General features: G+C 53.3%; 23 protein-coding genes. 10 read left to right on the top strand and 13 right to left on the bottom strand.

Annotated elements, in window-relative coordinates; all coding sequences use genetic code 11:
• Nucleotides 1–19: 19 nt before the first annotated feature.
• Together frmA and fghA are read left to right on the top strand one after the other, a co-directional pair.
• A complete protein-coding gene (frmA, locus tag QUE34_RS02235; protein ID WP_000842102.1) occupies nt 20–1,129 on the top strand; it encodes an S-(hydroxymethyl)glutathione dehydrogenase in 1,110 nt (369 codons plus the stop codon).
• Nucleotides 1,130–1,221: 92 nt separating this feature from the next.
• Nucleotides 1,222–2,055, top strand: a complete 834-nt coding sequence (gene fghA, locus QUE34_RS02230) for an S-formylglutathione hydrolase (RefSeq protein WP_032302528.1) — start codon at nt 1,222–1,224, stop codon at nt 2,053–2,055.
• A 325-nt stretch (nt 2,056–2,380) separates the two neighbouring features.
• Here fghA and QUE34_RS02225 read toward each other — a convergent pair whose 3' ends face one another.
• The 8 genes from QUE34_RS02225 to QUE34_RS02190 all read right to left on the bottom strand — a co-directional run bounded on the left by QUE34_RS02225 (nt 2,381) and on the right by QUE34_RS02190 (nt 10,715).
• Entirely contained in the window at nt 2,381–2,920 is a 540-nt protein-coding gene (locus QUE34_RS02225) for a DUF2058 domain-containing protein (RefSeq protein ID WP_032302527.1), read from the bottom strand.
• Between the two features lie 101 nt (nt 2,921–3,021).
• A complete protein-coding gene (gene mhpT, locus QUE34_RS02220) occupies nt 3,022–4,233 on the bottom strand; it encodes a 3-(3-hydroxy-phenyl)propionate transporter MhpT (RefSeq protein ID WP_032302550.1) in 1,212 nt (403 codons plus the stop codon).
• 199 nt (nt 4,234–4,432) lie between these two features.
• A complete protein-coding gene (mhpE, locus tag QUE34_RS02215) occupies nt 4,433–5,458 on the bottom strand; it encodes a 4-hydroxy-2-oxovalerate aldolase (RefSeq protein WP_032302526.1) in 1,026 nt (341 codons plus the stop codon).
• Nucleotides 5,455–6,405 (bottom strand): acetaldehyde dehydrogenase, encoded by a 951-nt coding sequence (mhpF, locus tag QUE34_RS02210; protein WP_000044306.1) that lies wholly within the window; start codon nt 6,403–6,405, stop codon nt 5,455–5,457. The genes mhpE and mhpF overlap by 4 nt, the downstream gene beginning before the upstream one ends.
• On the bottom strand, nt 6,402–7,211 hold the full coding sequence (gene mhpD / locus QUE34_RS02205; protein WP_032302525.1) for a 2-keto-4-pentenoate hydratase: 810 nt from the start codon (nt 7,209–7,211) through the stop codon (nt 6,402–6,404). Before mhpD ends, mhpF begins: the two co-directional genes overlap by 4 nt.
• Nucleotides 7,212–7,220: 9 nt before the next feature.
• Complete coding sequence (gene mhpC / locus QUE34_RS02200; protein WP_000121898.1) at nt 7,221–8,087, bottom strand: 2-hydroxy-6-oxonona-2,4-dienedioate hydrolase; 867 nt, start codon at nt 8,085–8,087, stop codon at nt 7,221–7,223.
• A gap of 17 nt (nt 8,088–8,104) precedes the next feature.
• A complete protein-coding gene (gene mhpB, locus QUE34_RS02195; RefSeq protein ID WP_000543449.1) occupies nt 8,105–9,049 on the bottom strand; it encodes a 2,3-dihydroxyphenylpropionate/2,3-dihydroxicinnamic acid 1,2-dioxygenase in 945 nt (314 codons plus the stop codon).
• A gap of 1 nt (nt 9,050) precedes the next feature.
• Nucleotides 9,051–10,715, bottom strand: coding sequence for a bifunctional 3-(3-hydroxy-phenyl)propionate/3-hydroxycinnamic acid hydroxylase (locus QUE34_RS02190; RefSeq protein ID WP_105268575.1), 1,665 nt, complete (start codon nt 10,713–10,715; stop codon nt 9,051–9,053).
• A gap of 190 nt (nt 10,716–10,905) precedes the next feature.
• Here QUE34_RS02190 and QUE34_RS02185 point away from each other — a divergent pair, with 190 nt between their 5' ends.
• The 7 genes from QUE34_RS02185 (at nt 10,906) to lacA (ending at nt 19,901) form a co-directional block, all read left to right on the top strand.
• Nucleotides 10,906–11,739, top strand: a complete 834-nt coding sequence (locus QUE34_RS02185) for a DNA-binding transcriptional regulator (protein ID WP_032183403.1) — start codon at nt 10,906–10,908, stop codon at nt 11,737–11,739.
• A gap of 114 nt (nt 11,740–11,853) precedes the next feature.
• On the top strand, nt 11,854–12,630 hold the full coding sequence (locus QUE34_RS02180) for an MBL fold metallo-hydrolase (RefSeq protein ID WP_000705458.1): 777 nt from the start codon (nt 11,854–11,856) through the stop codon (nt 12,628–12,630).
• 19 nt (nt 12,631–12,649) lie between these two features.
• Complete coding sequence (gene ovrA / locus QUE34_RS02175; RefSeq protein ID WP_032302524.1) at nt 12,650–13,603, top strand: OI-19-encoded virulence regulator OvrA; 954 nt, start codon at nt 12,650–12,652, stop codon at nt 13,601–13,603.
• Between the two features lie 36 nt (nt 13,604–13,639).
• On the top strand, nt 13,640–14,722 hold the full coding sequence (gene lacI / locus QUE34_RS02170; RefSeq protein ID WP_000805874.1) for a DNA-binding transcriptional repressor LacI: 1,083 nt from the start codon (nt 13,640–13,642) through the stop codon (nt 14,720–14,722).
• Nucleotides 14,723–14,844: 122 nt separating this feature from the next.
• Nucleotides 14,845–17,919 carry a beta-galactosidase gene (gene lacZ, locus QUE34_RS02165; RefSeq protein ID WP_032302523.1) on the top strand — a complete coding sequence of 1,025 codons (3,075 nt, stop codon included), beginning with the start codon at nt 14,845–14,847 and terminating at the stop codon, nt 17,917–17,919.
• 51 nt (nt 17,920–17,970) lie between these two features.
• Nucleotides 17,971–19,224: a lactose permease gene (gene lacY, locus QUE34_RS02160; protein ID WP_000291532.1), complete on the top strand. Its 1,254-nt coding sequence runs from the start codon at nt 17,971–17,973 to the stop codon at nt 19,222–19,224.
• 65 nt (nt 19,225–19,289) lie between these two features.
• Nucleotides 19,290–19,901, top strand: coding sequence for a galactoside O-acetyltransferase (gene lacA / locus QUE34_RS02155; protein ID WP_032302549.1), 612 nt, complete (start codon nt 19,290–19,292; stop codon nt 19,899–19,901).
• Between the two features lie 102 nt (nt 19,902–20,003).
• On the opposite strand, the gene cynX is transcribed toward lacA, so the two are convergent.
• From cynX to cynT, 3 genes are read right to left on the bottom strand one after another with little or no spacing between them, the layout of a single operon-like run.
• Nucleotides 20,004–21,185 carry a cyanate transporter CynX gene (gene cynX, locus QUE34_RS02150; protein WP_103253305.1) on the bottom strand — a complete coding sequence of 394 codons (1,182 nt, stop codon included), beginning with the start codon at nt 21,183–21,185 and terminating at the stop codon, nt 20,004–20,006.
• A gap of 5 nt (nt 21,186–21,190) precedes the next feature.
• Nucleotides 21,191–21,661 (bottom strand): cyanase, encoded by a 471-nt coding sequence (cynS, locus tag QUE34_RS02145; RefSeq protein ID WP_032183399.1) that lies wholly within the window; start codon nt 21,659–21,661, stop codon nt 21,191–21,193.
• Nucleotides 21,662–21,691: 30 nt separating this feature from the next.
• Nucleotides 21,692–22,351: a carbonic anhydrase CynT gene (gene cynT, locus QUE34_RS02140; RefSeq protein ID WP_032302522.1), complete on the bottom strand. Its 660-nt coding sequence runs from the start codon at nt 22,349–22,351 to the stop codon at nt 21,692–21,694.
• Nucleotides 22,352–22,460: 109 nt separating this feature from the next.
• On the opposite strand from cynT, the gene cynR reads away from it, so the two are divergent.
• Nucleotides 22,461–23,360 (top strand): transcriptional regulator CynR, encoded by a 900-nt coding sequence (cynR, locus tag QUE34_RS02135; protein ID WP_032302521.1) that lies wholly within the window; start codon nt 22,461–22,463, stop codon nt 23,358–23,360.
• Between the two features lie 120 nt (nt 23,361–23,480).
• Here the strand turns inward: cynR and codA are convergent, their stop codons facing one another.
• Entirely contained in the window at nt 23,481–24,764 is a 1,284-nt protein-coding gene (codA, locus tag QUE34_RS02130; RefSeq protein WP_032302520.1) for a cytosine/isoguanine deaminase, read from the bottom strand.
• A complete protein-coding gene (gene codB, locus QUE34_RS02125) occupies nt 24,754–26,013 on the bottom strand; it encodes a cytosine permease (RefSeq protein WP_000076233.1) in 1,260 nt (419 codons plus the stop codon). Before codB ends, codA begins: the two co-directional genes overlap by 11 nt.
• Nucleotides 26,014–26,174: the final 161 nt, after the last annotated feature.

Genomic DNA, 26,174 nt, shown 5'->3' with positions numbered 1-26,174 from the left:
TATTGAGGAAGAGCGAGAGATGAAATCACGTGCTGCCGTTGCATTTGCTCCCGGTAAACCGCTGGAAATCGTTGAAATTGACGTTGCACCACCGAAAAAAGGTGAAGTGCTGATTAAAGTCACCCATACCGGCGTTTGCCATACCGACGCATTTACCCTCTCCGGCGATGACCCGGAAGGTGTATTCCCGGTAGTTCTCGGTCACGAAGGGGCCGGCGTTGTGGTTGAAGTCGGTGAAGGCGTAACCAGCGTCAAACCTGGCGACCATGTGATCCCGCTTTATACCGCAGAGTGCGGCGAGTGTGAGTTCTGTCGTTCCGGCAAAACCAACCTCTGCGTCGCAGTTCGCGAGACTCAGGGCAAAGGCCTGATGCCAGACGGCACCACCCGTTTTTCTTACAACGGGCAGCCGCTTTATCACTACATGGGATGCTCTACATTCAGCGAATACACCGTGGTCGCGGAAGTGTCTCTGGCCAAAATTAATCCAGAAGCAAACCACGAACACGTCTGCCTGCTGGGCTGTGGCGTGACCACCGGTATTGGCGCGGTACACAACACGGCTAAAGTCCAGCCAGGTGATTCTGTTGCCGTATTTGGTCTTGGCGCGATTGGTCTGGCAGTGGTTCAGGGCGCGCGTCAGGCGAAAGCGGGACGGATTATCGCTATCGATACGAACCCGAAGAAATTCGATCTGGCGCGTCGCTTCGGTGCTACCGACTGCATTAACCCGAATGACTACGACAAACCGATTAAAGATGTCCTGCTGGATATCAACAAATGGGGTATCGACCATACCTTTGAATGCATCGGTAACGTCAACGTGATGCGTGCGGCGCTGGAAAGTGCGCACCGCGGCTGGGGTCAGTCGGTGATCATCGGGGTAGCTGGTTCCGGTCAGGAAATCTCCACCCGTCCATTCCAGTTGGTCACTGGTCGCGTATGGAAAGGTTCCGCGTTTGGCGGCGTGAAAGGTCGTTCCCAGTTACCGGGTATGGTTGAAGATGCGATGAAAGGCGATATCGATCTGGAACCGTTTGTCACGCATACCATGAGCCTGGATGAAATTAATGACGCCTTCGACCTGATGCATGAAGGCAAATCCATTCGAACCGTAATTCGTTACTGATTTCCCGCAGGTTTTACCCCGTCCAGTTCAGGCGGGGTTATTAATACTCTCCCCGGGCAGCCGTCCGGGGATTAACCATGAGATAATGACTGATGGAACTCATTGAAAAACATGCCAGCTTTGGCGGCTGGCAAAATGTGTATCGGCATTATTCCCAATTACTGAAATGTGAAATGAATGTCGGCGTCTATCTCCCACTAAAAGCCGGGAATGAAAAATTGCCGGTACTGTACTGGCTTTCGGGCCTGACCTGTAACGAGCAGAATTTCATTACTAAATCGGGGATGCAACGTTACGCGGCTGAGCACAACATTATTGTTGTTGCGCCAGACACCAGTCCGCGAGGCAGTCATGTCGCAGATGCCGACCGTTATGATCTCGGGCAAGGTGCCGGGTTTTACCTGAACGCAACGCAAGCGCCGTGGAATGAACATTACAAAATGTATGATTATATCCACAACGAGCTGCCGGATTTAGTGATGCAACATTTTCCGGCAACGGAAAGAAAGTCAATCGCGGGTCATTCAATGGGCGGCCTGGGCGCGCTGGTGCTGGCGTTACGTAACCCAGATGAATATGTCAGCGTCTCGGCATTTTCGCCCATTGTCTCCCCATCGCAAGTACCGTGGGGACAGCAAGCCTTTGCCGCGTATCTTGGTGAAAATAAAGAAACCTGGATGGATTACGATCCGGTGAGCCTTATTTCACAAGGTCAACGCGTTGCGGAAATCATGGTTGATCAAGGATTGAGTGATGATTTTTACGCAGAACAGCTGCGGACTCCAAATCTTGAAAAGATCTGCCAGGAGATGAATATCAAAACGTTAATCCGTTATCACGAGGGTTATGATCACAGCTATTATTTTGTCTCCAGTTTTATTGGCGAGCATATTGCCTACCACGCCAATAAACTGAATATGCGTTGAGCATCCGCGCACGCCAGCCGGATGCGGCGTGAACGCCTTATCCGCCTACATTTCGCCCATAAACCGTAGGCATGATAAGACGCGCATAGCGTCGCATCAGGCATCTGCGCACAGCTGCCGGATGCGGCGTGAACGCCTTATCCGCCTACATTTCGCCCATAAACCGTAGGCATGATAAGACGCGCATAGCGTCGCATCAGGCATCTGCGCACAACTGCCGGATGCGGCGTGAACGCCTTATCCGGCCTACATTTCGCCCATGAGCCGTAGGCATGATAAGACGCGTCAGCGTCGCATCAGGCATCTGTGCACGGCTTATCGATGATTACCACATCAAATCATCAGGCACTTTAAAGTCGGCATACGGATCGTCTTCATCCTGCTCTTCGGCGCTGAGCGCGCTGTGCAACACAATACTGCTGGCATCACGCTGAGCAATTTTATCGGCAACGCTGGCGGGAATAATGGCGTATTCACCTTCGCTATTGTTATCGACCAACAAGCGGGCAATCGCCAGACGACCATTAATCAACTGCGCTTGCGTGAGCTTATCGACAAAGATTTTCTTAATCAGATTACCGTCAATGAAGTTAAAACCAATATCGCCATTAGCAATGGTGATCCGGTTCATTTCAATGAGCTGCTTCACCTGGGCTTTATATTCTTTCGCCAACGCCGCTTGTTTTTGCTGCTCGCTAAGCTGTTTATCACGCTCAAGCTGTGCCTTTTTATTTTCTTCTACCGCCGCCCGAGCTTCACGCGCCTGAACGCGCGATTTTTTCGCCGTTCTCTCGACCTTCGCCGCTTTTTTGCTGGTGACTAATCCTGCTTTGAGCAACTGCTCTTGTAAGGTAAGTTTTGCCATCTTTGTTTCCAAACCCGCTGAATAATTTTTAGCGAGTATACCTGTAAACGCCGTAGGTGTATTGGGGGCAAGTCCCTTTCGCCCCTACCTAATAAGGCGCGTCAGGCATCGGCGCACGGCTGCATTCGTGATTTTCGACTCATCAAAATAAACACCGCTAATCCAGCAACAAGAATACCCGGCGCAGATGCGGCCATTACGCCAACCGTGCCAGTGCCTAATGCCAGCATTTTCCCTGCCAGCAACGGGCCGCTCATGGCACCCAGACGCCCAATCGCCACGGCGGTTCCCACGCCGGTTGCGCGGATCTGCGAACTGTAAAACAACGGAGCCAATGCATACAAAACGCTTTGCCCACCTGTTGCAAACAACCCTGCGACGAATCCCGCCAGCAACATACCGTTAAATGATGACACTGTTCCCAGCGCTAACAGCGAAGCTAACATACCGCTATAAATCAGTAGCGACATGGTCATTGGACGCAGTTTATCCATCAGTGCGCCCAATATTAACGTCCCGCTTGCCGCCCCCATTTGTAGTGCAAACATCACCCCTGCCGCCTGCGATGGCTGGAATCCTTGTTCCACTAAAAGCAGCGGTAGCCAGTTGATCAACATGTAGACCACCAGCAAAGTGAAGAAATAACACAACCACAGCAGCAGCGTTGCGGTTGCCGTGTCGGGCGCAAATAACGCACGCAGCGGCGGCGCAGCCTGTTTTTCGCCAGCGAACACCATCGACTCCGGCAGCCAGCGCATTAACAGCGGCACCAGAATCAACGGCACCACACCACCTACCCAAAACACCGTTTGCCAGGCTAAGTTTGCCCCCGCGAAACCCAGTGTCGCCGCCAGCGCCGCGCCAATGGGAACACCGCAATACATCAGGCTCACTGCCCTCCCACGAAAACGTGGACCCGCGGCTTCAGACGTCAGGGCGATAAGATTCGGCAACGCCGCCCCCAGCCCGACACCGGTCATCAGCCGCGCAAAGACCAGTGAGGGGAAATCCCAGGCAATCGCCGTTGCCAGTGAGAACAAACCAAACAGCGCAACTGAGCCAATCAAAATGCGCTTGCGACCATAACGGTCCGCCAGCATTCCACCAACCAACGCGCCGGGTAGCAAACCGAGTATTCCGGCGCTGAATATCCAACCCATTTGCATTTTATCGAGTGCAAAAGCCTGGGCGATGCCACCCGCCGCAATGCCAGCCGCCTGAAGATCCAGTCCTTCCATCAGAGCGACCAAAAAACAAAGCCCGATGGTCAGCATCAGGCGGGATGAAGATGATGAAGGGGTACGAGTCGACATAAGATGAACCTCGTTGCGAATGCAGGTGAATCGCGGCTGATACATTGCCAGCCGCGTAATCAAAACCATTTAATGACTGCCTACGGACGAAAGTAGGCCGGATAAGGCGTTTACGCCGCATCCGGCAGTCGTGCGCCATGCCAGATGCGATGCTGATGCGTCTTATCAGGCCTGGGATGGGTATACAAAATGCACGTTGTCAGCAGTCACATGATTTGTTGTTGCGCAGATCCAGCGCCACGTCGACGATCATATCCTCCTGGCCGCCGACCATCCGGCGTTTACCCAGCTCAACGAGAATATCCACCGCGCTTAAACCATAACGCGCCGCCGCCGTTTCACAGTGACGCAAAAAGCTTGAGTAAACACCAGCGTATCCCAGCGCCAGCGTTTCGCGGTCGACACGTACCGGACGATCCTGCAACGGACGCACCAGGTCGTCAGCGGCATCCATTAACGCATAGAGATCGGTCCCATGCTGCCAGCCCAGTTTATCCGCGGCGGCAATAAACACTTCCAGCGGTGCGTTACCTGCACCCGCGCCCATCCCCGCGAGGCTAGCGTCGATGCGGTCACAGCCCTCTTCCACCGCCGCGATAGAGTTCGCCACACCAAGACTCAGGTTATGGTGAGCATGCATGCCAGTTTGCGTTTCCGGTTTGAGCACCGCTTTCAGGGCGCGGAAACGGTCGCGGATATCGCTCATGTTCATCGCACCGCCAGAATCCACCACATAAATACAGGTCGCACCGTAGCCTTCCATCAGCTTTGCCTGCTTTGCGAGATTCTCCGGCGTGGTCATGTGGCTCATCATCAGAAAGCCAACGGTATCCATTCCGAGTTCGCGGGCATACTGAATATGCTGAGCGGAAACATCAGCTTCGGTGCAGTGCGTAGCCACACGCACCACCCGCGCGCCAGCCTGCCAGGCATTTTTCAGATCGTGAATAGTGCCAATTCCTGGCAGCAACAACGTCGCGATTTTGGCGTGCTTCACCACATCCGCCGCCGCTTCAATCCATTCAAGGTCGCTATGTGCGCCGAAACCATAGTTAAAGCTGGAACCCTGCAAACCATCGCCATGGGCCACTTCAATCGAATCCACGCGGGCATCATCCAGTGCTTTGGCAATCTGGCGGACATTTTCAAGTGAATACTGATGACGAATGGCGTGCATACCGTCACGCAACGTGACGTCTGAAATATAAAGTTTTTTACCGTTCATGCCGCTTCTCCTGCCTTGCGCGCCAGTGACTGGGCCATTTTTTCTGCTGTCGCCAGCGCACTGGAAGTCATAATGTCGAGGTTGCCTGCGTAGGCAGGCAGATAATGCGCTGCGCCTTCGACCTCCAGCCAGACCGCCGTTTTCAGCCCAGAGAACTGACCAATGCCCGGTAAATTAACCGGTTTATCCTGCGGGATAACTTCAAACTGCACGCGCTGTTTCAGGCGATATCCCGGTACGTAAGCCTGCACCGCCTCAGCCATTTCATTGATTGAGGCTTCGATATCATCTTGTGAAGCTTCATCGCTCAATACATACACCGTGTCGCGCATCATCAACGGCGGCTCTGCCGGATTAAGCACAATAATCGCCTTCCCTTTTGCCGCGCCGCCTACGACTTCAATGGCCCGCGAGGTGGTTTCCGTAAATTCATCGATATTGGCACGCGTGCCAGGGCCAGCAGATTTACTGGCGATAGAAGCGATGATTTCGGCGTAATGAACACGCGCCACGCGTGAAACCGCCGCTACCATCGGAATGGTGGCCTGGCCGCCGCAGGTGACCATGTTGACGTTCAATTGATCGACGTTTGCGTCGAGATTAACAACCGGCACGCAGTAAGGGCCGATGGCAGCTGGCGTCAGGTCGATTAAGCGAATATCCGGTTTCGCTTCGCGCAAAGCGGCATCGTTTTTCACATGCGCGCCCGCGCTGGTCGCATCAAACACTATATCGATATCAGCAAATTCAGGCATGTTCATCAGCCCAATCACCCCTTCATGGGTGGTAGCGACGCCCATACGTCTGGCACGCGCCAGACCGTCGGACTGAGGATCAATGCCGACCATCACCGCCATCTCCAGATGCTGACCGTGACGCAAAATTTTAATCATCAGGTCGGTGCCAATGTTGCCAGAACCGATAATGGCGACTTTACGCTTACTCATGACAGACTTCCTTTTAGGGCTGCGTTTGAAAATGTCGCAGCAACTGAACCTATGCCTTCGATATGGGCTTCAAAACGATCGCCCGCATTTACCGCCACCATCGGACCTAATGCCCCGGTAAGAATGATATCTCCGGCGCGCAGCGGTTCACCCAGGCTGGCCATTTTGCGTGCCAGCCAGACGGCGGCATTAAGTGGATGCCCCAGACATTCGCTGCCGCGCCCGCTGGAAACCTCTTCGTTATTACGCGTCATCGTCATAGTGCAGTTTTTCAGATCTAACCCTGCCGGACGTTGCGCCGGACCACCGATGACATATACCCCACAGGAGGCGTTATCTGCCACGGTATCGACAAACTGAATCGACCAGTCGCGAATGCGGCTGCCCACCACTTCCAGCGCCGGAAGCACCCATTCAATGGCGCTATACAGTTCGTCGAAGGTAATATCCGTTGCGGGTAAATCGCGGTTTAGCACCAGTGCGATCTCTGCTTCAATACGAGGTTGCAGAACACGGGAAAAAGGAATGGTTTCGTTATCGCCATAACACATGTCGGCAAATAATGTTCCGAAATCCGGTTGATCAACCCCCAGTTGTTGCTGCACTTTCGGATGCGTCAGTCCCACTTTACGCCCCACAACGCGACGCCCCAGCGCGACGTCATGTTGCACATTTATGTGCTGAATGCTGTAGGCCGCTTCAGCGTTATCAATACCAATCAGATCGCGTAGCGGCGCAATCGCTTCGCCCTGTTCTGCGGCGCGGCGTAAATCCGCCGCCAGTTGCTCAAGAGTATGCTTCGTCATGACCGTTCCTTAAGGACGTGCGAGGAAATTCAGTACCAGTTGATTGAAAGCGTCGGCATGTTCCCACTGAGCCCAGTGACCACAGTCGCGGAAGATATGCAGCTCAGAACCGGCGATGCCAGAAAGCAGACGCAGCCCTGCGTCCATCGGCACAAAACGGTCGTTACGCCCCCAGACAATCAGAGTTTGCGCTTTGATTTCCGCCAGACGTGGGCCAAAATCCGGGAACTGTTTCGGATTGGCTTCCAGGCTCTTAACGAAGTTTTCCAGGTGATCGCGACGCGACAGCATATTATTCAGGCGCGCTTCAAACAGGGCGTCAGTCAAATCGCTGGTATCGAAAACGAAGATATCCATCATCAGCTTCAGATTTTCGATAGTCGGCTGGCGATAAAGCTGATTCAGTCGCTTAATGCCTTCAGTTGGCATCGGCGTAAACAAACTCATGCCACCTGTACCGCCGCCCATCAGCACCAGTTTGCCGACGCGCTCCGGCCAGTTAAGGGTGAACGCCACAGAACTGTGGCCGCCCATCGAGTTGCCCAGCAGGTGGATTTTGGCGATATCCAGTTGATCCACCACGCTTTTCAGGATGCGCGCATTGAGATCCGATCGCGAACCACTGTTAACGATCGAATCGCTCTTACCCCAACCAGGACAATCCAGCAGGATCACCCGATAACCCGCTTCTACCAGCGGATCGATATTGCGGCTGAAGTTCGCCCAGCCCGTAGCCCCCGGGCCGGAGCCGTGCAGCAGGACAACGGTTTCGTCGCCTTGACCGCAGTCATTAAAATGGATGCGCAGCGTTTTACCCGCTTCTTCTACATTTAGAAAACGGCTGGTGGCGGCTTCGGTTTGTGGCTGATAACTCATCATCTTCTCCTGCATATTCAGTTCTCTGTTCTGGCGCTTAACGAGCCAAATCCGGCAATCCACTCCGGGATCGGGCGGTAATAACGCCCTTCGCTACGCCAGTTGCCAAACGCAGAAATAGCGGCAAAAGCAGCGACCCAGGTTTTGATTTCATGTGTCGACTTTCCTGCAATGGCGGAAAGCTCTTCGTTACTGACGGCATCCAGTTCCTGTATGCGTCCCTGCTCCAGCAAAGACATGAACTGGTTATCCCAAATCGGGTTGAGCGGATGCAGAGTTCTCTGATCCTCAACAAACCTCTCAGCGGCGCTAATCACCCGTTGCTGGCGCATTTCGCGCTCATTGGCGGGCAAATCTTTCCCGCTACCCAACAGACGATCGCGCATATGGGCATCCGCTTTCGCCAGTTCTGGCACTGGCGGCTGATGGGAAAGCCCACCGGAACCCAGGAACAGCACGCGCTTATTCAGCGTGCTGGTGAAACGTCCAATGGCTTCACCCAACATGCGGGTACGCTGAAAACCAGGTAGCGGCGTGGCGACACCGTTGATGAATACAGGTAGGACCGGCACCTTATCCAGCCCACCGAGCAAGAACTCCAGCGGCTGGGCGAACCCATGATCCACCTGCATACAGTAAGAAACGGCAAGATCAATCCCGCTCTTCATGACGGCATGTGCACAAGCCTCCGCCAACTCCACAGGCACAGGAAGCTCTCCTGCCGCACTGCCGAAATCGCCAATTGCCGTCGCCCCAACGCCTAAACAGAAGGGTGGCATCACGTCATAGAAAAAACCGTTGTAATGATCTGGCGCAAACAGCACCACCAGTTCAGGGGAGAAGGCCGCAATACGCTCGCGGGCACTGGCAATCACGCCATTGACCTCATCGAGTATCTCTTGCGCCGGGTCGACATACCCTACCAGCGGCGAGTGGGAAAGACAGTGAAGATAAGCGTGCATATCAGGCTACCTTTTCGACAGAAACGTCGACATCAGGGCGGTTGAGTGTCATCACGGACGCCAGTTTATTCAGCGTATTACCCAGAGTTTGCGGAATGGCGATGGCGGCAACAAAGCGATCCGGGCGCATCACCACTAGCGAAGCATTATGTTGTGCGAACCAGCTACGCATGCGACCTTGCGTATCGCCCACGCGCAGCACGCCGTCGTAGTTATCCTGCGCGGTATGAATTTGCACATCCGGCACCACCTGAATGAAGCGAGTACCCAGCGCGCGCCATTGCTGGATTTGCTCATCGCTCATCCCCCACAGTGGATTGCATCCCCAGCCAATTACCGCGAAGTTCGCGCCGATCGCGTTATCGAGCAACGTCACGTCGCCGTTTTCCAGCGTAACTTTCGGCTGAATAAACATCTTGCCGACCGGAGAGTGTTTCGCTTCGCCTTCACGCACCAGCGCACCGGCGTAATATTGCGGCATCGGCTTGAAGCGCATTTCGAGAAAGTAGCGTTTTACTGGCGGCAGATAATTCAGCAGCCAGGAAACACCGTCACGTAACGTACCCTGCCAGCGTTTCGGCGGAGCCAGTACGTTGCCCGCCGTCACCGACAGATCAATCATCGCTTTGGCGTGATCGCGACGTTCTTGTTGATAGGTATCGAGCAGCGCATCGCGAGCTTTCCCCTGGATAACCAACGCCAGTTTCCAGGCGAGGTTAAAGGCGTCGCGCATACCACTGTTATAGCCCTGCCCCTGCCACACCGGCATGATATGTGCGGCATCGCCCGCCAGCAGTACGCGGTCAATACGAAAACGTTGTGCCAGTCGCGCGTTGTGGGTGTAGACACGCTGGCGAATCAACTCGACGTTGTCCGGATTAGGCAGCACTTTGCTTAACAGCTTGCGCATATTTTGCGGCTCGCGGAGCTGTTCTTCGGTTTCGCCCGGCATCACCATAAATTCAAAGCGACGTACCGCATGAGGCAGAGCCGCAGAAACATACGGGCGCACCGGATCGCAACACAAATAGATATGCGGCGTACTTAACGGATCGTTGGCGATATCCACCACAATCCACTGATTTGGTGCGGTTTTACCTTCAAACGGCACATTCAGGGTGCGCCGGACAAAACTTGCTCCACCGTCACAGGCTACCAGCCACTGGGCTTTGACCGTTTCCCACTGCCCTTCTGCCGTTTTCAGATACAAGGTCACTTCGTCATCTTGCTGGCTGAAGGCCTCCAGCTCGCGGGAAAACAGGCAGCGCACATTCGGAAACCGCGACAACCCTTCCAGCATCACCGCATCGACCTGCGGCTGAATAAAGGCGTTACGACGCGGCCAGCCAAATTCATCGGTCATTGGCTGAATATCAGCAAAACAGCGGCCTTTTGGGGTAAGAAAACGCATCGCATGCCACGGCGTAGTGTGCGGCAGAACATTATCGACAAGGTCAACCGACTGCATGGTGCGCAGCGCCTCGTCATCAATTCCAATCGCGCGTGGATAGTCGATCAACTTATCGAGTTTCTCCACCACCAGCACGTCAATGCCCATCTGGCCGAGATAGTTCGCCATCATCAGCCCGACCGGACCGGCACCAGCGATCGCCACCTGAACGCAATGGTTAATAGCAGGCTGGATGTCAGGGTGTTGTATTGCCATTTCAGTACCTCACGACTCGGAAAAAATGCCGTTGCGCGCACAGTTCAACGCAACTTATTTTGTTAAAAACATGTAAATGATTTTTTATTGTGCGCTCAGTATAGGAAGGGTGTTTTCGGCTACAATCAAAACATGCCTGAGTGTGCACCAGGTGCACAACGTTGTTTTAAATATAGAAATGTCAATTAATATGCAGAAAGATGAGCAGACGGAATACAAAACCGTGCGCGGCTTAACCCGCGGTCTAATGTTATTAAATATGTTAAATAAACTCGATGGCGGTGCCAGCGTCGGGCTGCTGGCGGAGCTCAGCGGCCTGCATCGCACCACTGTGCGGCGACTGCTGGAAACGCTGCAGGAAGAGGGATATGTCCGGCGCAGTACCTCCGATGACAGTTTTCGTCTGACCATCAAAGTGCGGCAATTAAGCGAAGGATTTCGTGACGAACAATGGATTTCTGCACTGGCAGCCCCGCTGCTGGGCGATCTGTTGCGCGAAGTGGTATGGCCGACAGATGTGTCCACGCTGGATGTTGATGCAATGGTGGTACGCGAAACCACCCACCGTTTCAGCCGTTTATCTTTTCACCGGGCAATGGTCGGACGGCGTTTACCGCTCCTGAAAACCGCCTCGGGACTGACCTGGCTGGCCTTTTGCCCGGAACAAGAACGCAAGGAGTTAATCGAAATGTTAGCCGCCCGCCCCGGTGATGACTATCAACTGGCACGGGAACCGTTAAAGCTGGAAGCCATTCTGGCGCGCGCACGCAAAGAGGGTTACGGACAGAACTACCGTGGCTGGGATCAGGAAGAGAAGATCGCCTCCATTGCCGTGCCCCTACGCAGTGAACAACGGGTGATTGGCTGTCTGAATCTGGTGTATATGGCAAGCGCAATGACCATCGAACAGGCAGCGGAAAAGCATCTTCCGGCGCTACAACGGGTAGCAAAACAGATCGAAGAAGGGGTTGAATCGCAGGCTATTCTGGTGGCCGGACGGCGAAGCGGCGTGCATTTACGCTAGTTGCGCCAATGTGTAATTTGGCCCATTCTCATCGTTATTCGCCCATTTGCCCACATGCACAGTACGGGCTGCACGCTACGCTAATGCCATCAATACTGTGATGTGGAGCAAATCATGAAAATTACTCAAATTCGTAATGCCACCCAAATTATCCAATACGCTGGCAAAACATTTCTTATTGACCCGTTACTCGCGCCTAAAGGAAGTTATCCGGGTTTTGCCGGAACGGCACGCGCAGAAATCCGCAATCCAACGGTAGAATTACCGTGCGATTTAACAACGTTACTCAACGTTGACGCCCTAATAGTGACCCATTTGCATGAAGATCATTGGGACGAAACAGCCTCCCGCGTCGTCCCCAAAGATAAACAGATTTATGTGCAAAATGAGCAAGATGCTGAATCACTGCATAAACAAGGATTTACGCATCTTACCGTACTTGCCGACGAGACTAAATTTGGCGATATTACTCTGCATAAAACGACAGGGCAGCACGGCTCCGATCGCACCTATGCAGACCCGGCTATGGCGAAGCGTTTAGGCGCAGCCTGCGGCGTTGTTTTCCAGCACCCGACAGAGAAAACGCTCTATCTGGCTGGCGATACCCTCTGGCGTGATGACGTCGAGGCTACAATGCTAACTTTCCAACCAGAAGTGGTGGTGTTGAATGCCGGATTTGCGCATGTTCTGGGGCATGGCGCGATAATTATGGGAGCTGAAGATATTCTCAAAACACATTTTACCCTGCCAGAAGCGCAAATTGTCGCGACACATATGGAGGCCGTAAACCACTGTTTGCTGACGCGTGATGCGCTCAAGGAATACGCCAGAGATAATCAAATTATCGAATTTGTGAACGTACCAGAAGATGGTGAAACGTTGACATTCTAATTCGGAGATAAAGAGTGTTATGCGCCCGCTAACTGTTGCCATTATCGCCGTTGCCGGTTTTAGTCCTTTTCACCTTTCCGTACCGTTTATCGTTTTTAGCGAAAAAATGGCGGAGAAAAAACGCTTTCATGTAATTATCTGCGCTGAAAAGCCGGGAAATGTGGACTCTGCCGATGGGTTTTCCGTAACCGCCACCCATGACTATACGGCAGTCATCCAGGCGGATATTGTGATAATTCCTTACTGGGGAACAATTACACAAAAACCGCCACAAAAACTGCTGGAAGCCTTAACGATCGCACGAGATAACGGGGCACAGATTGTCGGGCTTTGCCTGGGCACGTTTGTGCTCGGCTATGCAGGTTTACTGAACAATAAGCGTGCTGCCACGCACTGGGAGTTCGAGCGTGAATTTCAGGCACGTTTTCCACAAACACATCTGGATATTAACGCGTTGTATGTAGACGATGATGGCATTATTACCTCTGCCGGTACTGCCGCGGCGCTGGATTGCTGTTTGTATATTGTTCGGCAACATTTTGGCAGCGACTATGCTAACCATATTGCCCGACGGATGGTCGTACCGCCATATCGCACCGGCGGTCAGGCGCAGTTTATAGAGCAACCGGTGCCGAAAAATACCCATGATGAACGCATTAACCTCCTGCTGGATTACCTGCGGCAAAACATTGCGCAACAGCATGATCTCGACTCGCTGGCTCAGCGAGTAATGATGAGTCGCCGCACACTAACCCGTCATTTTATGAAAGCGACCGGTTCGAGTATCGCCGAATGGCTCATCACTGAACGCTTACGCCGTAGCCAGGAACTGTTGGGATCCAGTCAGTTGCCCGTTGAGCGGATAGCGGCTGAGGTGGGTTTTCTCTCACCTGTGACCTGGCGTCAGCATTTTAAATCTCACTTCGGCGTCAGCCCCGCAGAATGGCGCAAAACCTTTCGTGGTATGGCATGATAGCGCCCGGAAGAAAGTCAATTCAGGGTGGTGAATGTGAAACCAGTAACGCTATACGATGTCGCGGAGTATGCCGGTGTCTCTTATCAGACCGTTTCCCGCGTGGTGAATCAGGCCAGCCACGTTTCAGCGAAAACGCGGGAAAAAGTGGAAGCGGCGATGGCGGAGCTAAATTACATTCCCAACCGCGTAGCACAACAGTTAGCGGGCAAACAGTCGTTGCTGATTGGCGTTGCCACCTCCAGTCTGGCCCTGCACGCACCGTCGCAAATTGTCGCGGCGATTAAATCTCGCGCCGATCAACTGGGTGCCAGCGTGGTGGTGTCGATGGTAGAAAGAAGCGGTGTCGAAGCCTGTAAAGCGGCAGTACACAATCTTCTCGCGCAACGCGTAAGTGGTCTGATCATCAACTATCCGCTGGATGACCAGGATGCCATTGCTGTGGAGGCAGCCTGCGCTAATGTTCCGGCGCTATTTCTTGATGTCTCTGACCAGACTCCCATCAACAGTATTATTTTTTCCCATGAAGACGGTACGCGGCTGGGCGTAGAGCATTTGGTCGCATTGGGTCACCAGCAAATCGCGCTGTTAGCGGGCCCATTAAGTTCTGTCTCGGCGCGTCTGCGTCTGGCGGGCTGGCATAAATATCTTAAACACAATCAAATTCAACCGATAGCGGAACGGGAAGGCGACTGGAGCGCCATGTCCGGTTTTCATCAAACCATGCAGATGCTGAATGAGGGCATCATTCCTACCGCGATGCTGGTTGCCAACGATCAGATGGCGCTGGGTGCAATGCGCGCCATTACCGAGTTCGGGCTGCGCGTCGGCGCGGATATCTCGGTAGTGGGATACGACGATACCGAAGACAGCTCGTGTTATATCCCGCCATTAACGACCATCAAACAGGATTTTCGCCTGCTTGGGCAAACCAGCGTGGACCGCTTGCTGCAACTCTCTCAGGGCCAGGCGGTGAAGGGCAATCAGCTGTTGCCCGTCTCACTGGTGAAACGAAAAACCACCCTGCCACCCAATACGCAAACCGCTTCTCCCCAGGCGTTGGCTGATTCCTTAATGCAGCTGGCGCGACAAATTTCCCGACTGGAAAGCGAGCAGTGAGCGCAACGCAATTAATGTGAGTCAGCTCACTCATTAGGCACCCCAGGCTTTACACCTGATGTGTCCGACTCGTATGTTGTATGAAATTGTGAGCGGATAACAATTTCACACAGGATACAGCTATGACCATGATTACGGATTCACTGGCCGTCGTATTACAACGTCGTGACTGGGAAAACCCTGGCGTTACCCAACTCAACCGCCTTGCGGCGCATCCTCCTTTCGCCAGCTGGCGAAATAGTGAAGAGGCCCGCAATAATCGCCCTTCCCGGCAGTTACGCAGCCTGAATGGTGAGTGGCAATTTGCCTGGTTCCCGTCCCCAGAAGCGGTGCCGGAAAGTTGGCTGGAGCGCGATCTTCCTGACGCCGATACTGTCGTCGTCCCCTCAAACTGGCAGATGCTCGGTTACGATGCGCCTATCTACACCAATGTGACCTATCCCATTGCAGTCAATCCACCGTTTGTTCCCACGGAGAATCCGACAGGTTGTTACTCGCTCACATTTAATGTTGATGAAAGCTGGTTACAGGAAGGCCAGACGCGAATTATTTTTGATGGCATTAACTCGGCGTTTCATTTGTGGTGCAACGGGCGCTGGGTCGGTTACGGTCAGGACAGCCGTTTGCCGTCTGAATTTGACCTCAGCGCATTTTTACGCGCCGGAGATAACCGCCTCGCGGTGATGGTGCTGCGCTGGAGTGACGGTAGCTATCTGGAAGATCAGGATATGTGGCGAATGAGCGGCATTTTCCGTGACGTCTCGTTGCTGCATAAACCGACCACACAAATCAGCGATTTCCATGTTGCCACTCGCTTTAATGATGATTTCAGCCGCGCTGTTCTGGAAACAGAAATTCAGATGTGCGGTGAACTGCGCGATGCGCTGAGGGTGACGGTTTCTTTGTGGCAGGGTGAAATGCAGGTCGCCAGCGGTACCGCGCCTTTCGGCGGCGAAATTATCGATGAACGTGGTGGTTATGCCGATCGCGTCACGCTACGCCTGAACGTTGAAAATCCGGCGCTGTGGAGCGCCGAACTCCCGAATCTCTATCGTGCAGTTATTGAACTGCACACCGCCGACGGCACGCTAATTGAAGCGGAAGCCTGTGATGTCGGTTTCCGCGAGGTGCGGATTGAAAATGGTCTGCTGCTGTTGAACGGCAAGCCGTTGCTGATTCGCGGCGTTAACCGTCACGAGCATCATCCTCTGCATGGTCAGGTCATGGATGAGCAAACGATGGTGCAGGATATCCTGCTGATGAAGCAGAACAACTTTAACGCCGTGCGCTGTTCGCATTATCCGAACCACCCGCTGTGGTACACGCTGTGCGACCGCTACGGCCTGTATGTGGTGGATGAAGCCAATATTGAAACCCACGGCATGGTGCCGATGAATCGACTGACCGATGATCCACGCTGGCTACCGGCCATGAGTGAACGCGTAACGCGGATGGTGCAGCGCGATCGTAATCACCCGAGCGTAATTATCTGGTCGCTGGGTAATGAATCGGGCCACGGTGCCAATCACGACGCACTCTATCGCTGGATTAAATCTGTCGATTCTTCCCGCCCGGTGCAGTATGAAGGCGGCGGAGCAGACACCACAGCCACCGATATTATTTGCCCAATGTACGCGCGCGTGGATGAAGACCAGCCCTTCCCGGCAGTGCCAAAATGGTCCATCAAAAAATGGCTTTCGCTGCCAGGAGAGACGCGCCCGCTGATCCTTTGCGAATACGCCCACGCAATGGGTAACAGTCTTGGTGGCTTCGCGAAATACTGGCAGGCGTTTCGTCAGTACCCCCGTTTACAGGGTGGATTCGTCTGGGACTGGGTGGATCAGTCGCTGATTAAATATGATGAAAACGGCAACCCATGGTCGGCTTACGGTGGTGACTTTGGCGATACGCCGAACGATCGCCAGTTCTGCATGAACGGTCTGGTCTTTGCCGACCGCACGCCGCATCCGGCAATGACAGAAGCAAAACACCAACAGCAGTTTTTCCAGTTCCGTTTATCCGGGCGAACCATCGAAGTGACCAGCGAATACCTGTTTCGTCATAGCGATAACGAGCTCCTGCACTGGTCGGTGGCGCTGGATGGCAAGCCACTGGCAAGCGGTGAAGTGCCTCTGACTGTCGAGCCACAAGGTAAACAGTTGATTGAACTGCCTGAACTGACGCGGCCGGAGAGCGCCGGACAACTCTGGCTTACAGTACACGTAGTGCAACCTAACGCGACCGCCTGGTCAGAAGCCGGACACATCAGCGCCTGGCAACAATGGCGACTGGCGGAAAACCTCAGTGTGGCACTCCCCTCCACGTCCCATGCCATCCCGCAACTGACCACCAGCGAAACGGATTTTTGCATCGCGCTGGGTAATAAGCGTTGGCAATTTAACCGCCAGTCAGGCTTTCTTTCACAGATGTGGATTGGCGATGAAAAACAACTGCTGACGCCGCTGCGCGATCAGTTCACCCGTGCCCCGCTGGATAACGACATTGGCGTCAGTGAAGCGACGCGCATTGACCCGAACGCCTGGGTCGAACGCTGGAAGGGGGCGGGCCATTACCAGGCCGAAGCCGCGTTGTTGCAGTGCACGGCAGATACGCTTGCCGACGCAGTGCTGATTACCACGGTCCACGTCTGGCAGCATCAGGGGAAAACCTTATTTATCAGCCGGAAAACCTACCGTATCGATGGGCGCGGTGAGATGGTCGTCAGTGTGGGTGTTGAAGTAGCGAGCGACACACCGCATCCAGCGCGGATTGGCCTGACCTGCGAGCTCGCACATGTCGCAGAGCGGGTAAACTGGCTCGGATTAGGGCCGCAAGAAAACTATCCCGACCGTCTGACTGCGGCCTGTTTTGACCGCTGGGACTTGCCATTGTCAGACATGTATACCCCGTACGTCTTCCCGAGCGAAAACGGTCTGCGCTGCGGGACGCGCGAATTGAATTATGGACCACACCAGTGGCGCGGCGACTTCCAGTTCAACATCAGCCGCTACAGCCAACAACAACTGATGGAAACCAGCCATCGCCATCTGCTGCGCGCGGAAGAAGGCACATGGCTAAATATCGACGGTTTCCATATGGGAATTGGTGGCGACGACTCCTGGAGCCCGTCAGTGTCGGAGGAATTCCAGCTGAGCGCCGGTCGCTACCATTACCAGTTGGTCTGGTGTCAAAAATAATAATAACCGGGCAGGCCATGTCTGCCCGTATTTCGCGTAAGGAAATCCATTATGTACTATTTAAAAAACACAAACTTTTGGATGTTCGGTTTTTTCTTTTTCTTTTATTTTTTTATCATGGGAGCCTACTTCCCGTTTTTCCCCATTTGGCTACATGACATCAACCATATCAGCAAAAGTGATACGGGTATTATTTTTGCCGCTATTTCTCTGTTCTCGCTATTATTCCAACCGCTGTTTGGTCTGCTTTCTGACAAACTCGGGCTGCGCAAATACCTGCTGTGGATGATTACCGGCATGTTAGTAATGTTTGCGCCGTTCTTTATTTTTATCTTCGGGCCACTATTACAATACAACATTTTAGTAGGGTCGATTGTTGGTGGTATTTATCTTGGTTTCTGTTTTAACGCCGGTGCGCCAGCAGTAGAGGCATTTATCGAGAAAGTCAGCCGTCGCAGTAATTTCGAATTTGGTCGCGCGCGGATGTTTGGCTGTGTTGGCTGGGCGCTGTGTGCCTCGATTGTCGGCATCATGTTCACCATCAATAATCAGTTTGTTTTCTGGCTGGGCTCTGGCTGTGCACTCATCCTCGCCGTTTTACTCTTTTTCGCCAAAACGGATGCGCCCTCTTCTGCCACGGTTGCCAATGCGGTAGGTGCCAACCATTCGGCATTTAGCCTTAAGCTGGCGCTGGAACTGTTCAGACAGCCAAAACTGTGGTTTTTGTCACTGTATGTTATTGGCGTTTCCTGCACCTACGATGTTTTTGACCAACAGTTTGCTAATTTCTTTACTTCGTTCTTTGCTACCGGTGAACAGGGTACGCGGGTATTTGGCTACGTAACGACAATGGGCGAATTACTTAACGCCTCGATTATGTTCTTTGCGCCACTGATCATTAATCGCATCGGTGGGAAAAACGCCCTGCTGCTGGCTGGCACTATTATGTCTGTACGTATTATTGGCTCATCATTCGCCACCTCAGCGCTGGAAGTGGTTATTCTGAAAACGCTGCATATGTTTGAAGTACCGTTCCTGCTGGTAGGCTGCTTTAAATATATTACCAGCCAGTTTGAAGTGCGTTTTTCAGCGACGATTTATCTGGTCTGTTTCTGCTTCTTTAAGCAACTGGCGATGATTTTTATGTCTGTACTGGCGGGCAATATGTATGAAAGCATCGGTTTCCAGGGCGCTTATCTGGTGCTGGGTCTGGTGGCGCTGGGCTTCACCTTAATTTCCGTGTTCACGCTTAGCGGCCCCGGCCCGCTTTCCCTGCTGCGTCGTCAGGTGAATGAAGTCGCTTAAGCAATCAATGTCGGATGCGGCGCGAGCGCCTTATCCGACCAACATATCAGGACGGAATGATCAAAATGAACATGTCGATGACAGAAAGAATAAAAGCAGGAAAGCTATTTACCGATATGTGCGAAGGCTTACCTGAAAAAAGACTTCGTGGGAAAACATTAATGTATGAGTTTAATCACTCGCATCCAGCGGAAGTTGAAAAAAGAGAAAGCCTGCTTAAAGAAATGTTTGCCACGGTAGGGGAAAACGCCTGGGTTGAACCACCTGTCTATTTCTCTTACGGCTCCAACATCCATATAGGCCGCAATTTTTATGCAAATTTCAATTTAACCATTGTCGATGATTACACGGTAACGATCGGTGATAACGTACTGGTTGCCCCCAACGTTACCATTTCCGTTACGGGACACCCTGTACACCATGAATTAAGAAAAAACGGAGAGATGTACTCTTTTGCGATAACGATTGGTAATAACGTCTGGATCGGCAGCCATGTGGTCATTAATCCAGGCGTCACCATCGGGGATAATTCTGTTATTGGCGCGGGAAGTGTCGTCACAAAAGACATTCCACCAAACGTCGTAGCTGCTGGCATTCCTTGTCGGGTTATTCGCGAAATAAACGATCGGGATAAGCAATATTATTTCAAAGATTTTAAAGTTGAATCGTCAGTTTAAATAAGCAAAATTGCCTGATGCGCTCCGCTTATCAGGCCTATAAGTTCAGTGATCTACGTAGGCCGCATCCGGCGTAAACAAAGCGCAGGAACGAGCGTCGCATCATGCCTCTTTGACCCACAGCTGCGGAAAACGTGCTGGTGCAAAACGCAGGGTTATGATCATCAGCCCAACGACGCACAGCGCATGAAATGCCCAGTCCATCAGGTAATTGCCACTGATACTACGCAGCACACCAGAAAACCACGGAGCAAGCCCGGCAATGATAAAACCGATCCCCTGCATAAACGCCACCAGTTTGCCAGCAATAGCGGGTTGCGCAGAGTGATCGAGCGCCAGCAGCAAACAGAGCGGAAATGCGACACCCAGACCTAACCCACACACCATTGCCCACAATACCGGCAATTGCAGCGGCAGCCAGATAAAGCCGCAGAAACCCACCAGTTGTAACGCCAGTGCCAGCATTAATAGTTTGCGCCGATCCTGATGGCGAGCCATAGCAGGCATCAGCAATGCCCCTGCGGCTTGACCAAGCGTCATCAACGCCAGCAAGGAACCGCTGTACTGCGTGCTGGCACCGATCTCAATATAGAAGGCGGGTAACCAGGCAATCAGACTGGCGTAACCGCCGTTAATCAGACCGAAGTAAACACCCAGCGTCCAGGCGCGGGGAGTGAAGACTACGCGAACCGGAGTGGTTGTTGTCTTGTGGGAAGATACGACCTCGCGGGAGCTTTGCCACCACCAGGCAAAGAGCGCAATAATGGCAGGCAGCGCCCACCAGGCGAGAGTCTGGAACCAAATCTCGCTGTGTTGAACTAACCAGGGCGTCAGGGCGGCACCAAGTCCACCGCCGCCCATCAGAGCCGCAGACCACAGCCCCATCACCAGTGGCGTGCGCTGCTGAAACCGCCGTTTAATCACCGAAGGCATCACCGCCTGAATGATGCCGACCCCCACTCCACCGAGCAGTGCGCTGCTAAGCAGCAGCACACTTTGAGGGTAAAGCTCTCGCATCAATGCGCCGACGGCTATCAACAACAAACTGATGGCGACGCTGCGACGTTCGCTGACATGCTGATGAAGCCAGCTTCCGACCAGCGCCAGCCCGCCCATGGTGACCACCGGCAGAGCGGTCAACAGGGCAGCCACGCTAAAGCTCATTCCGCTCGCCTGGCGCAATTGCGGTAGCAGTGGCCCGACGGAGGTGAGCAGTGGTCGCATATTAAGACCAATCAGCACCAGAACCAGCAGCATCGTGAACGTCTTTTGATGGTCGCGCATGGCTGTCAGAACGGTTTGGTCGGCAGATATTTACCATCTAAAGTGATGACCGCACGTTCGCCACCTTCCGGGTCCGCCACTTTCTTGACGTCGAGTTTGAAGTTAATCGCACTGATAATGCCATCGCCAAACTTCTCATGAACCAACGCTTTCAGGGTCGTACCGTACACCTGCAACATTTCATAGAAACGGTACATCGTTGGGTCGGTTGGAACACGGTCATCAATGCAGCCACGCAGTGGAATCATCTGCAACAGTAAAATGGCGTCTTCGTCGAGCTCCAGCTTCGCCCCGACCAGGCGGGCAGCGTCGGCAGGAAGCGCCTGCTGACCCAGCAAAGCCGCGGTCACAAAGGCTTCTGCCAGCCCGGTGCCGTCGGCAATCTCGGCAAATGTGAGATCTTTTTTAGCTTTGCTGAGCAAAATAGCATCGGCAAGATCAAGACGAATATTGCGGTTAATTTGCGACTGAATCATGGTGAATCTCCTGATGGTTTAAAAATAAGGTTACGCTGCGGCCGGCTGGCGTAGCGGTATGGCACAAACGCAAGGATTAGCGGCCAGTGGCACAAACTGGCGGGTTGCGCCGTCAAAGGCTGCGATACTTCCGCTTTCAATGTCGTAGACCCAGCCGTGCAGAGCGATCCGCCCCTCTTCGAGCGCCAGGCGCACCGATGGATGAGTTTGCAAATTAGCCAACTGAGCAATGACGTTTTCACGTACCATCGCCGCAGCTTTTGACGCTAAATCGGAATGCGGGCGCGCCTCATTAACGACGCGAGCTGAATCGGCATAACGCAGCCAGTGGGAAACAGCTGGCATATGGTCCATGCACTGACAGCTGGCAATGGCAGTCATCGCGCCACAGTTGGAATGACCGCAAATCACAATGTCAGATACCCGAAGCGCAGCGACGGCATACTCCACCGAAGCAGAAACGCCACCAGGTTCCGGTCCGTAGGAAGGGACGATATTGCCCGCGTTGCGAATCACGAACAGATCGCCAGGTTCGCGTTGCGTCACCAGCTCAGGGACCAGACGGCTGTCGGAGCAGGAGATAAAAAGTGTGCGCGGGCTTTGCTGTGTCGCCAGCTGTTTAAACAAGGCTTCCCGCTTCGGAAATGCCTCGCGCTGGAATTTAAGGAATCCATCAATAATCTCTTTCACCGTTAACCTCTGTCTGTCTCTGGAATGAGAGGCAGACTACTCGCCGATTGCCATAAGGTAAAAGACTCATTTATGATTAGTTCTATTGGATTTACTTATAGGTTGGCGAATGCTCTCTCGACATATCAATTACTTTCTTGCCGTGGCTGAACATGGCAGCTTCACCCGTGCCGCCAGTGCGTTGCATATCTCCCAGCCTGCGCTTTCCCAGCAGATTCGCCAGTTAGAAGAGAGTTTGGGCGTACCGCTGTTTGACCGTAGCGGGCGAACGATTCGTCTCACCGATGCGGGAGAAGTCTGGCGACAGTACGCCAGCCGTGCGTTACAGGAACTGGGGGCGGGTAAACGGGCGATTCATGATGTTGCCGATTTGACGCGAGGATCGCTGCGCATCGCCGTCACCCCCACCTTCACGAGCTACTTTATCGGCCCTTTAATGGCGGATTTCTATGCGCGTTATCCCGGCATCACGCTCCAGCTACAGGAAATGTCACAGGAGAAAATCGAAGATCTGCTTTGCCGCGACGAGCTGGATGTTGGGATTGCCTTCGCGCCGGTGCATTCGCCGGAACTGGAGGCAATACCTTTACTGACAGAAAGTTTAGCGTTAGTCGTGGCGCAACATCATCCACTGGCAGCCCATGAACAGGTGGCGTTGAGTCGCTTGCATGATGAAAAACTGGTACTGCTCAGCGCGGAATTTGCCACCAGAGAGCAAATTGACCACTACTGCGAGAAAGCGGGGCTACATCCACAGGTGGTGATAGAGGCGAACTCAATTAGCGCAGTTCTGGCGCTGATTCGCCGCACTTCCCTTTCCACATTGTTGCCAGCAGCGATTGCCACACAACATGACGGGCTTAAAGCTATTTCTCTTGCCCCACCGTTACTGGAGAGAACGGCGGTTTTGTTGCGGCGGAAAAATAGCGGGCAGACAGCCGCCGCAAAGGCATTTTTGCAAATGGCGTTGGATGAATGTGCGGTTGTTGGCGGGAATGAATCACGGTAGCCGCTGACACAGGTCAGCGGCTGGAATTGCCTGATGCGCGACGCTTATCAGGCCTACGAGTTCAGTGCAAGGCGTTCAAGCCGCATCCGGCATAAACTACGCTCGCTGCAACCCAGCCGATTACCGTTTGTAATCGATGGCTTCCGGCTGCTCCAGATACACGGTGGTTTGTGCCGGTTGCGTGGTGGCAATCACCTTACCACCACGTACCGAATAGCGTACCGGAACCTGACGGCGCAGCGCATCAAACCCATTTTCAGCCGGCAGGATAATCAGGTTAGCGCTGTTTCCGGCGACTATGCCGTAATCCTGCAAATTCAACGTCCTGGCGCTATGGTGGGTGATTAAATTCAGGCCGTCGTTAATCTGCCCGTAGCCCATCAACTGACAAACATGCAGCCCCATATGCAGCACTTGCAGCATATTCGCCGTTCCCAGTGGATACCACGGATCGAAGACATCATCGTGACCAAAGCAGACGTTAATGCCGGACTCCAGCATCTCTTTAACGCGCGTAATACCGCGACGTTTTGGATACGTATCGAAACGCCCTTGTAGATGAATATTGACCAGCGGGTTGGCGACAAAGTTAATACCGGACATTTTCAGCAAACGGAACAGGCGCGAGGTATACGCCCCGTTATAGGAGTGCATTGCCGTGGTGTGGCTGGCGGTGACTCGCGCGCCCATGCCTTCACGGTGAGCCAGGGCGGCAACGGTTTCGACAAAGCGCGACTGTTCGTCATCGATCTCATCACAGTGAACATCGATGAGACGGTCGTATTTTTGCGCCAGGGCGAAGGTTTTATGCAGCGACTCCACGCCATATTCACGGGTAAATTCAAAATGCGGAATCGCCCCCACTACGTCAGCCCCTAAGCGTAACGCCTCTTCCAGCAACGCTTCACCGTTGGGATACGACAAAATCCCTTCCTGCGGGAAGGCGACGATTTGCAGATCAATCCACGGCGCGACTTCCTGCTTCACTTCCAGCATCGCTTTTAGCGCAGTCAGGGTTGCATCCGAAACATCGACATGGGTACGCACATGCTGAATGCCGTTGGCAATCTGCCATTTCAGCGTTTGCCATGCGCGTTGTTTCACATCGTCATGGGTTAATAACGCTTTGCGCTCGGCCCAGCGTTCAATGCCTTCAAACAGCGTGCCGGACTGATTCCAGTTCGGTTGCCCGGCGGTTTGCGTGGTATCCAGGTGAATATGCGGCTCCACAAACGGCGGTAAAACTAAACCTTGCTCGGCATCCAGGCTGTTTTCTGTTACGGGCATCACGCCGGATTGCGCATCAATGGCGCTGATTTTTCCGTCCTGCAGATGAATCTGCCACAGCCCCTCTTTGCCAGGTAACCGGGCGTTAATAATTGTTTGTAAAGCGTTATTCGACACTGTTAGCCTCCACATGCGTCATTGCTGCTGTCGTTTTACGATTCAAAATCGGGTTAAGGATCAGATAGCTCAGCGCACCACCTAATACCGCGTTGACAGGAACAATACCCGGTAACCAGTGGCCTGCGGCAATCCCCAGCGCGACCGCCAGAATCGCCACCCAATTGACACTCATCATACGCGTGGTCGCAAAGTGCTCATAGCGGCGACGGTTCATCAGATAGTCGGCGATGATCACGCCACCCACCGGAGGAATAGCAGCCGAAAGGAAGGTTAGCCAGCCGACAAAATTGTTATACAGCCATAGTGCGCAGACCGTGCCGATAATACCGTTGATTACTGAAAGAGTTTTGCTCGACATACCGGTAATGTTGGCGAAACCTAAACCCGACGCATAGAGTGCGTTATCGTTGGTGGTCCAGATATTCAGCCCCAGCACCACAATCGCAGGCAGCAGCAGGCCCTGAGCAATCATCACATCAGAGATATCCGCCATCCCCAGTGCTGCAGCGCCCGCTGCACCGAAAATAAACATCAACGAGTTGCCGAGGAAAAAGGCCACCATCGCCACCAGCACCGCCAGTTTGGCATTGCGACCAAAGCGGACAAAGTCAGCGGTGAGCGTGCCCGCGCTGATAAATGACCCCACAACCAGCGCCAGCGCGACATTGAAATCTAACGGTTGTGCGGGAACGACCGCTTTTAATGCGTCCAGGCCGCCCATGCCGTTAACGGCCAGCCACACGGAATAACCGCCAAGACAGGCGATAGCCGGAACCGCAATCACCGAAAGAACTGTCAGCGCCGAAATGCCAAAGAAGACGGTGACGGTCATCAGTAAACCGGAAACGGCAATCAGCAAATTAATATCCAGCCCGGTTGCCTTGCCCACCGGAATAGCAAACATCGCCACGCCAACGCCAAACCAGCCAACCTGAGTGCCGCCCAGCAGCAGTGAAGGCAACCATGAGCCTTTAACACCAAACGAGAAGCGAGCAAGAAGATGAGTGGTCAGGCCGGTTTTTGCGCCAATGTAACCAAGAAATGAAGTGTAAATACCGAGGAGAAGATTACCGATGAGGACTGCGAGGAAGAAATCATGATAGCTAAGACCGGTTCCGAGAGTGCCGCCGGTCCACATACTGGCGGAAAAGAAGGTTAATCCCAGCATGACGAACGTCAATGCCAATACCCCTTTCCGCGCCGACTGCGGGACTGGCCCCTGGCTAAAGTTGTTATCTTGCGACACGAAATTCCCCCTTTTTGCTGTTTGAAACCCAAAAAATCCGCCGCATTCTATTCATCTGAAGATAAAAAGCAATCGTTTTCGTGGGGGAATATATTTTTTATATGAATGAGTGCAAAAAGGTGGGGGAAAAATTATCGGTGTAAAAACAGTGGGTAGGCATA

Source organism: Escherichia sp. KS167_9B, assembly GCF_030295215.1.
In the GTDB taxonomy this organism is placed as follows: domain Bacteria; phylum Pseudomonadota; class Gammaproteobacteria; order Enterobacterales; family Enterobacteriaceae; genus Escherichia; species Escherichia coli_F.
Note: the sequence above shows the minus strand (reverse complement) of the source record. Positions and strands in the feature narration are given on the sequence as shown.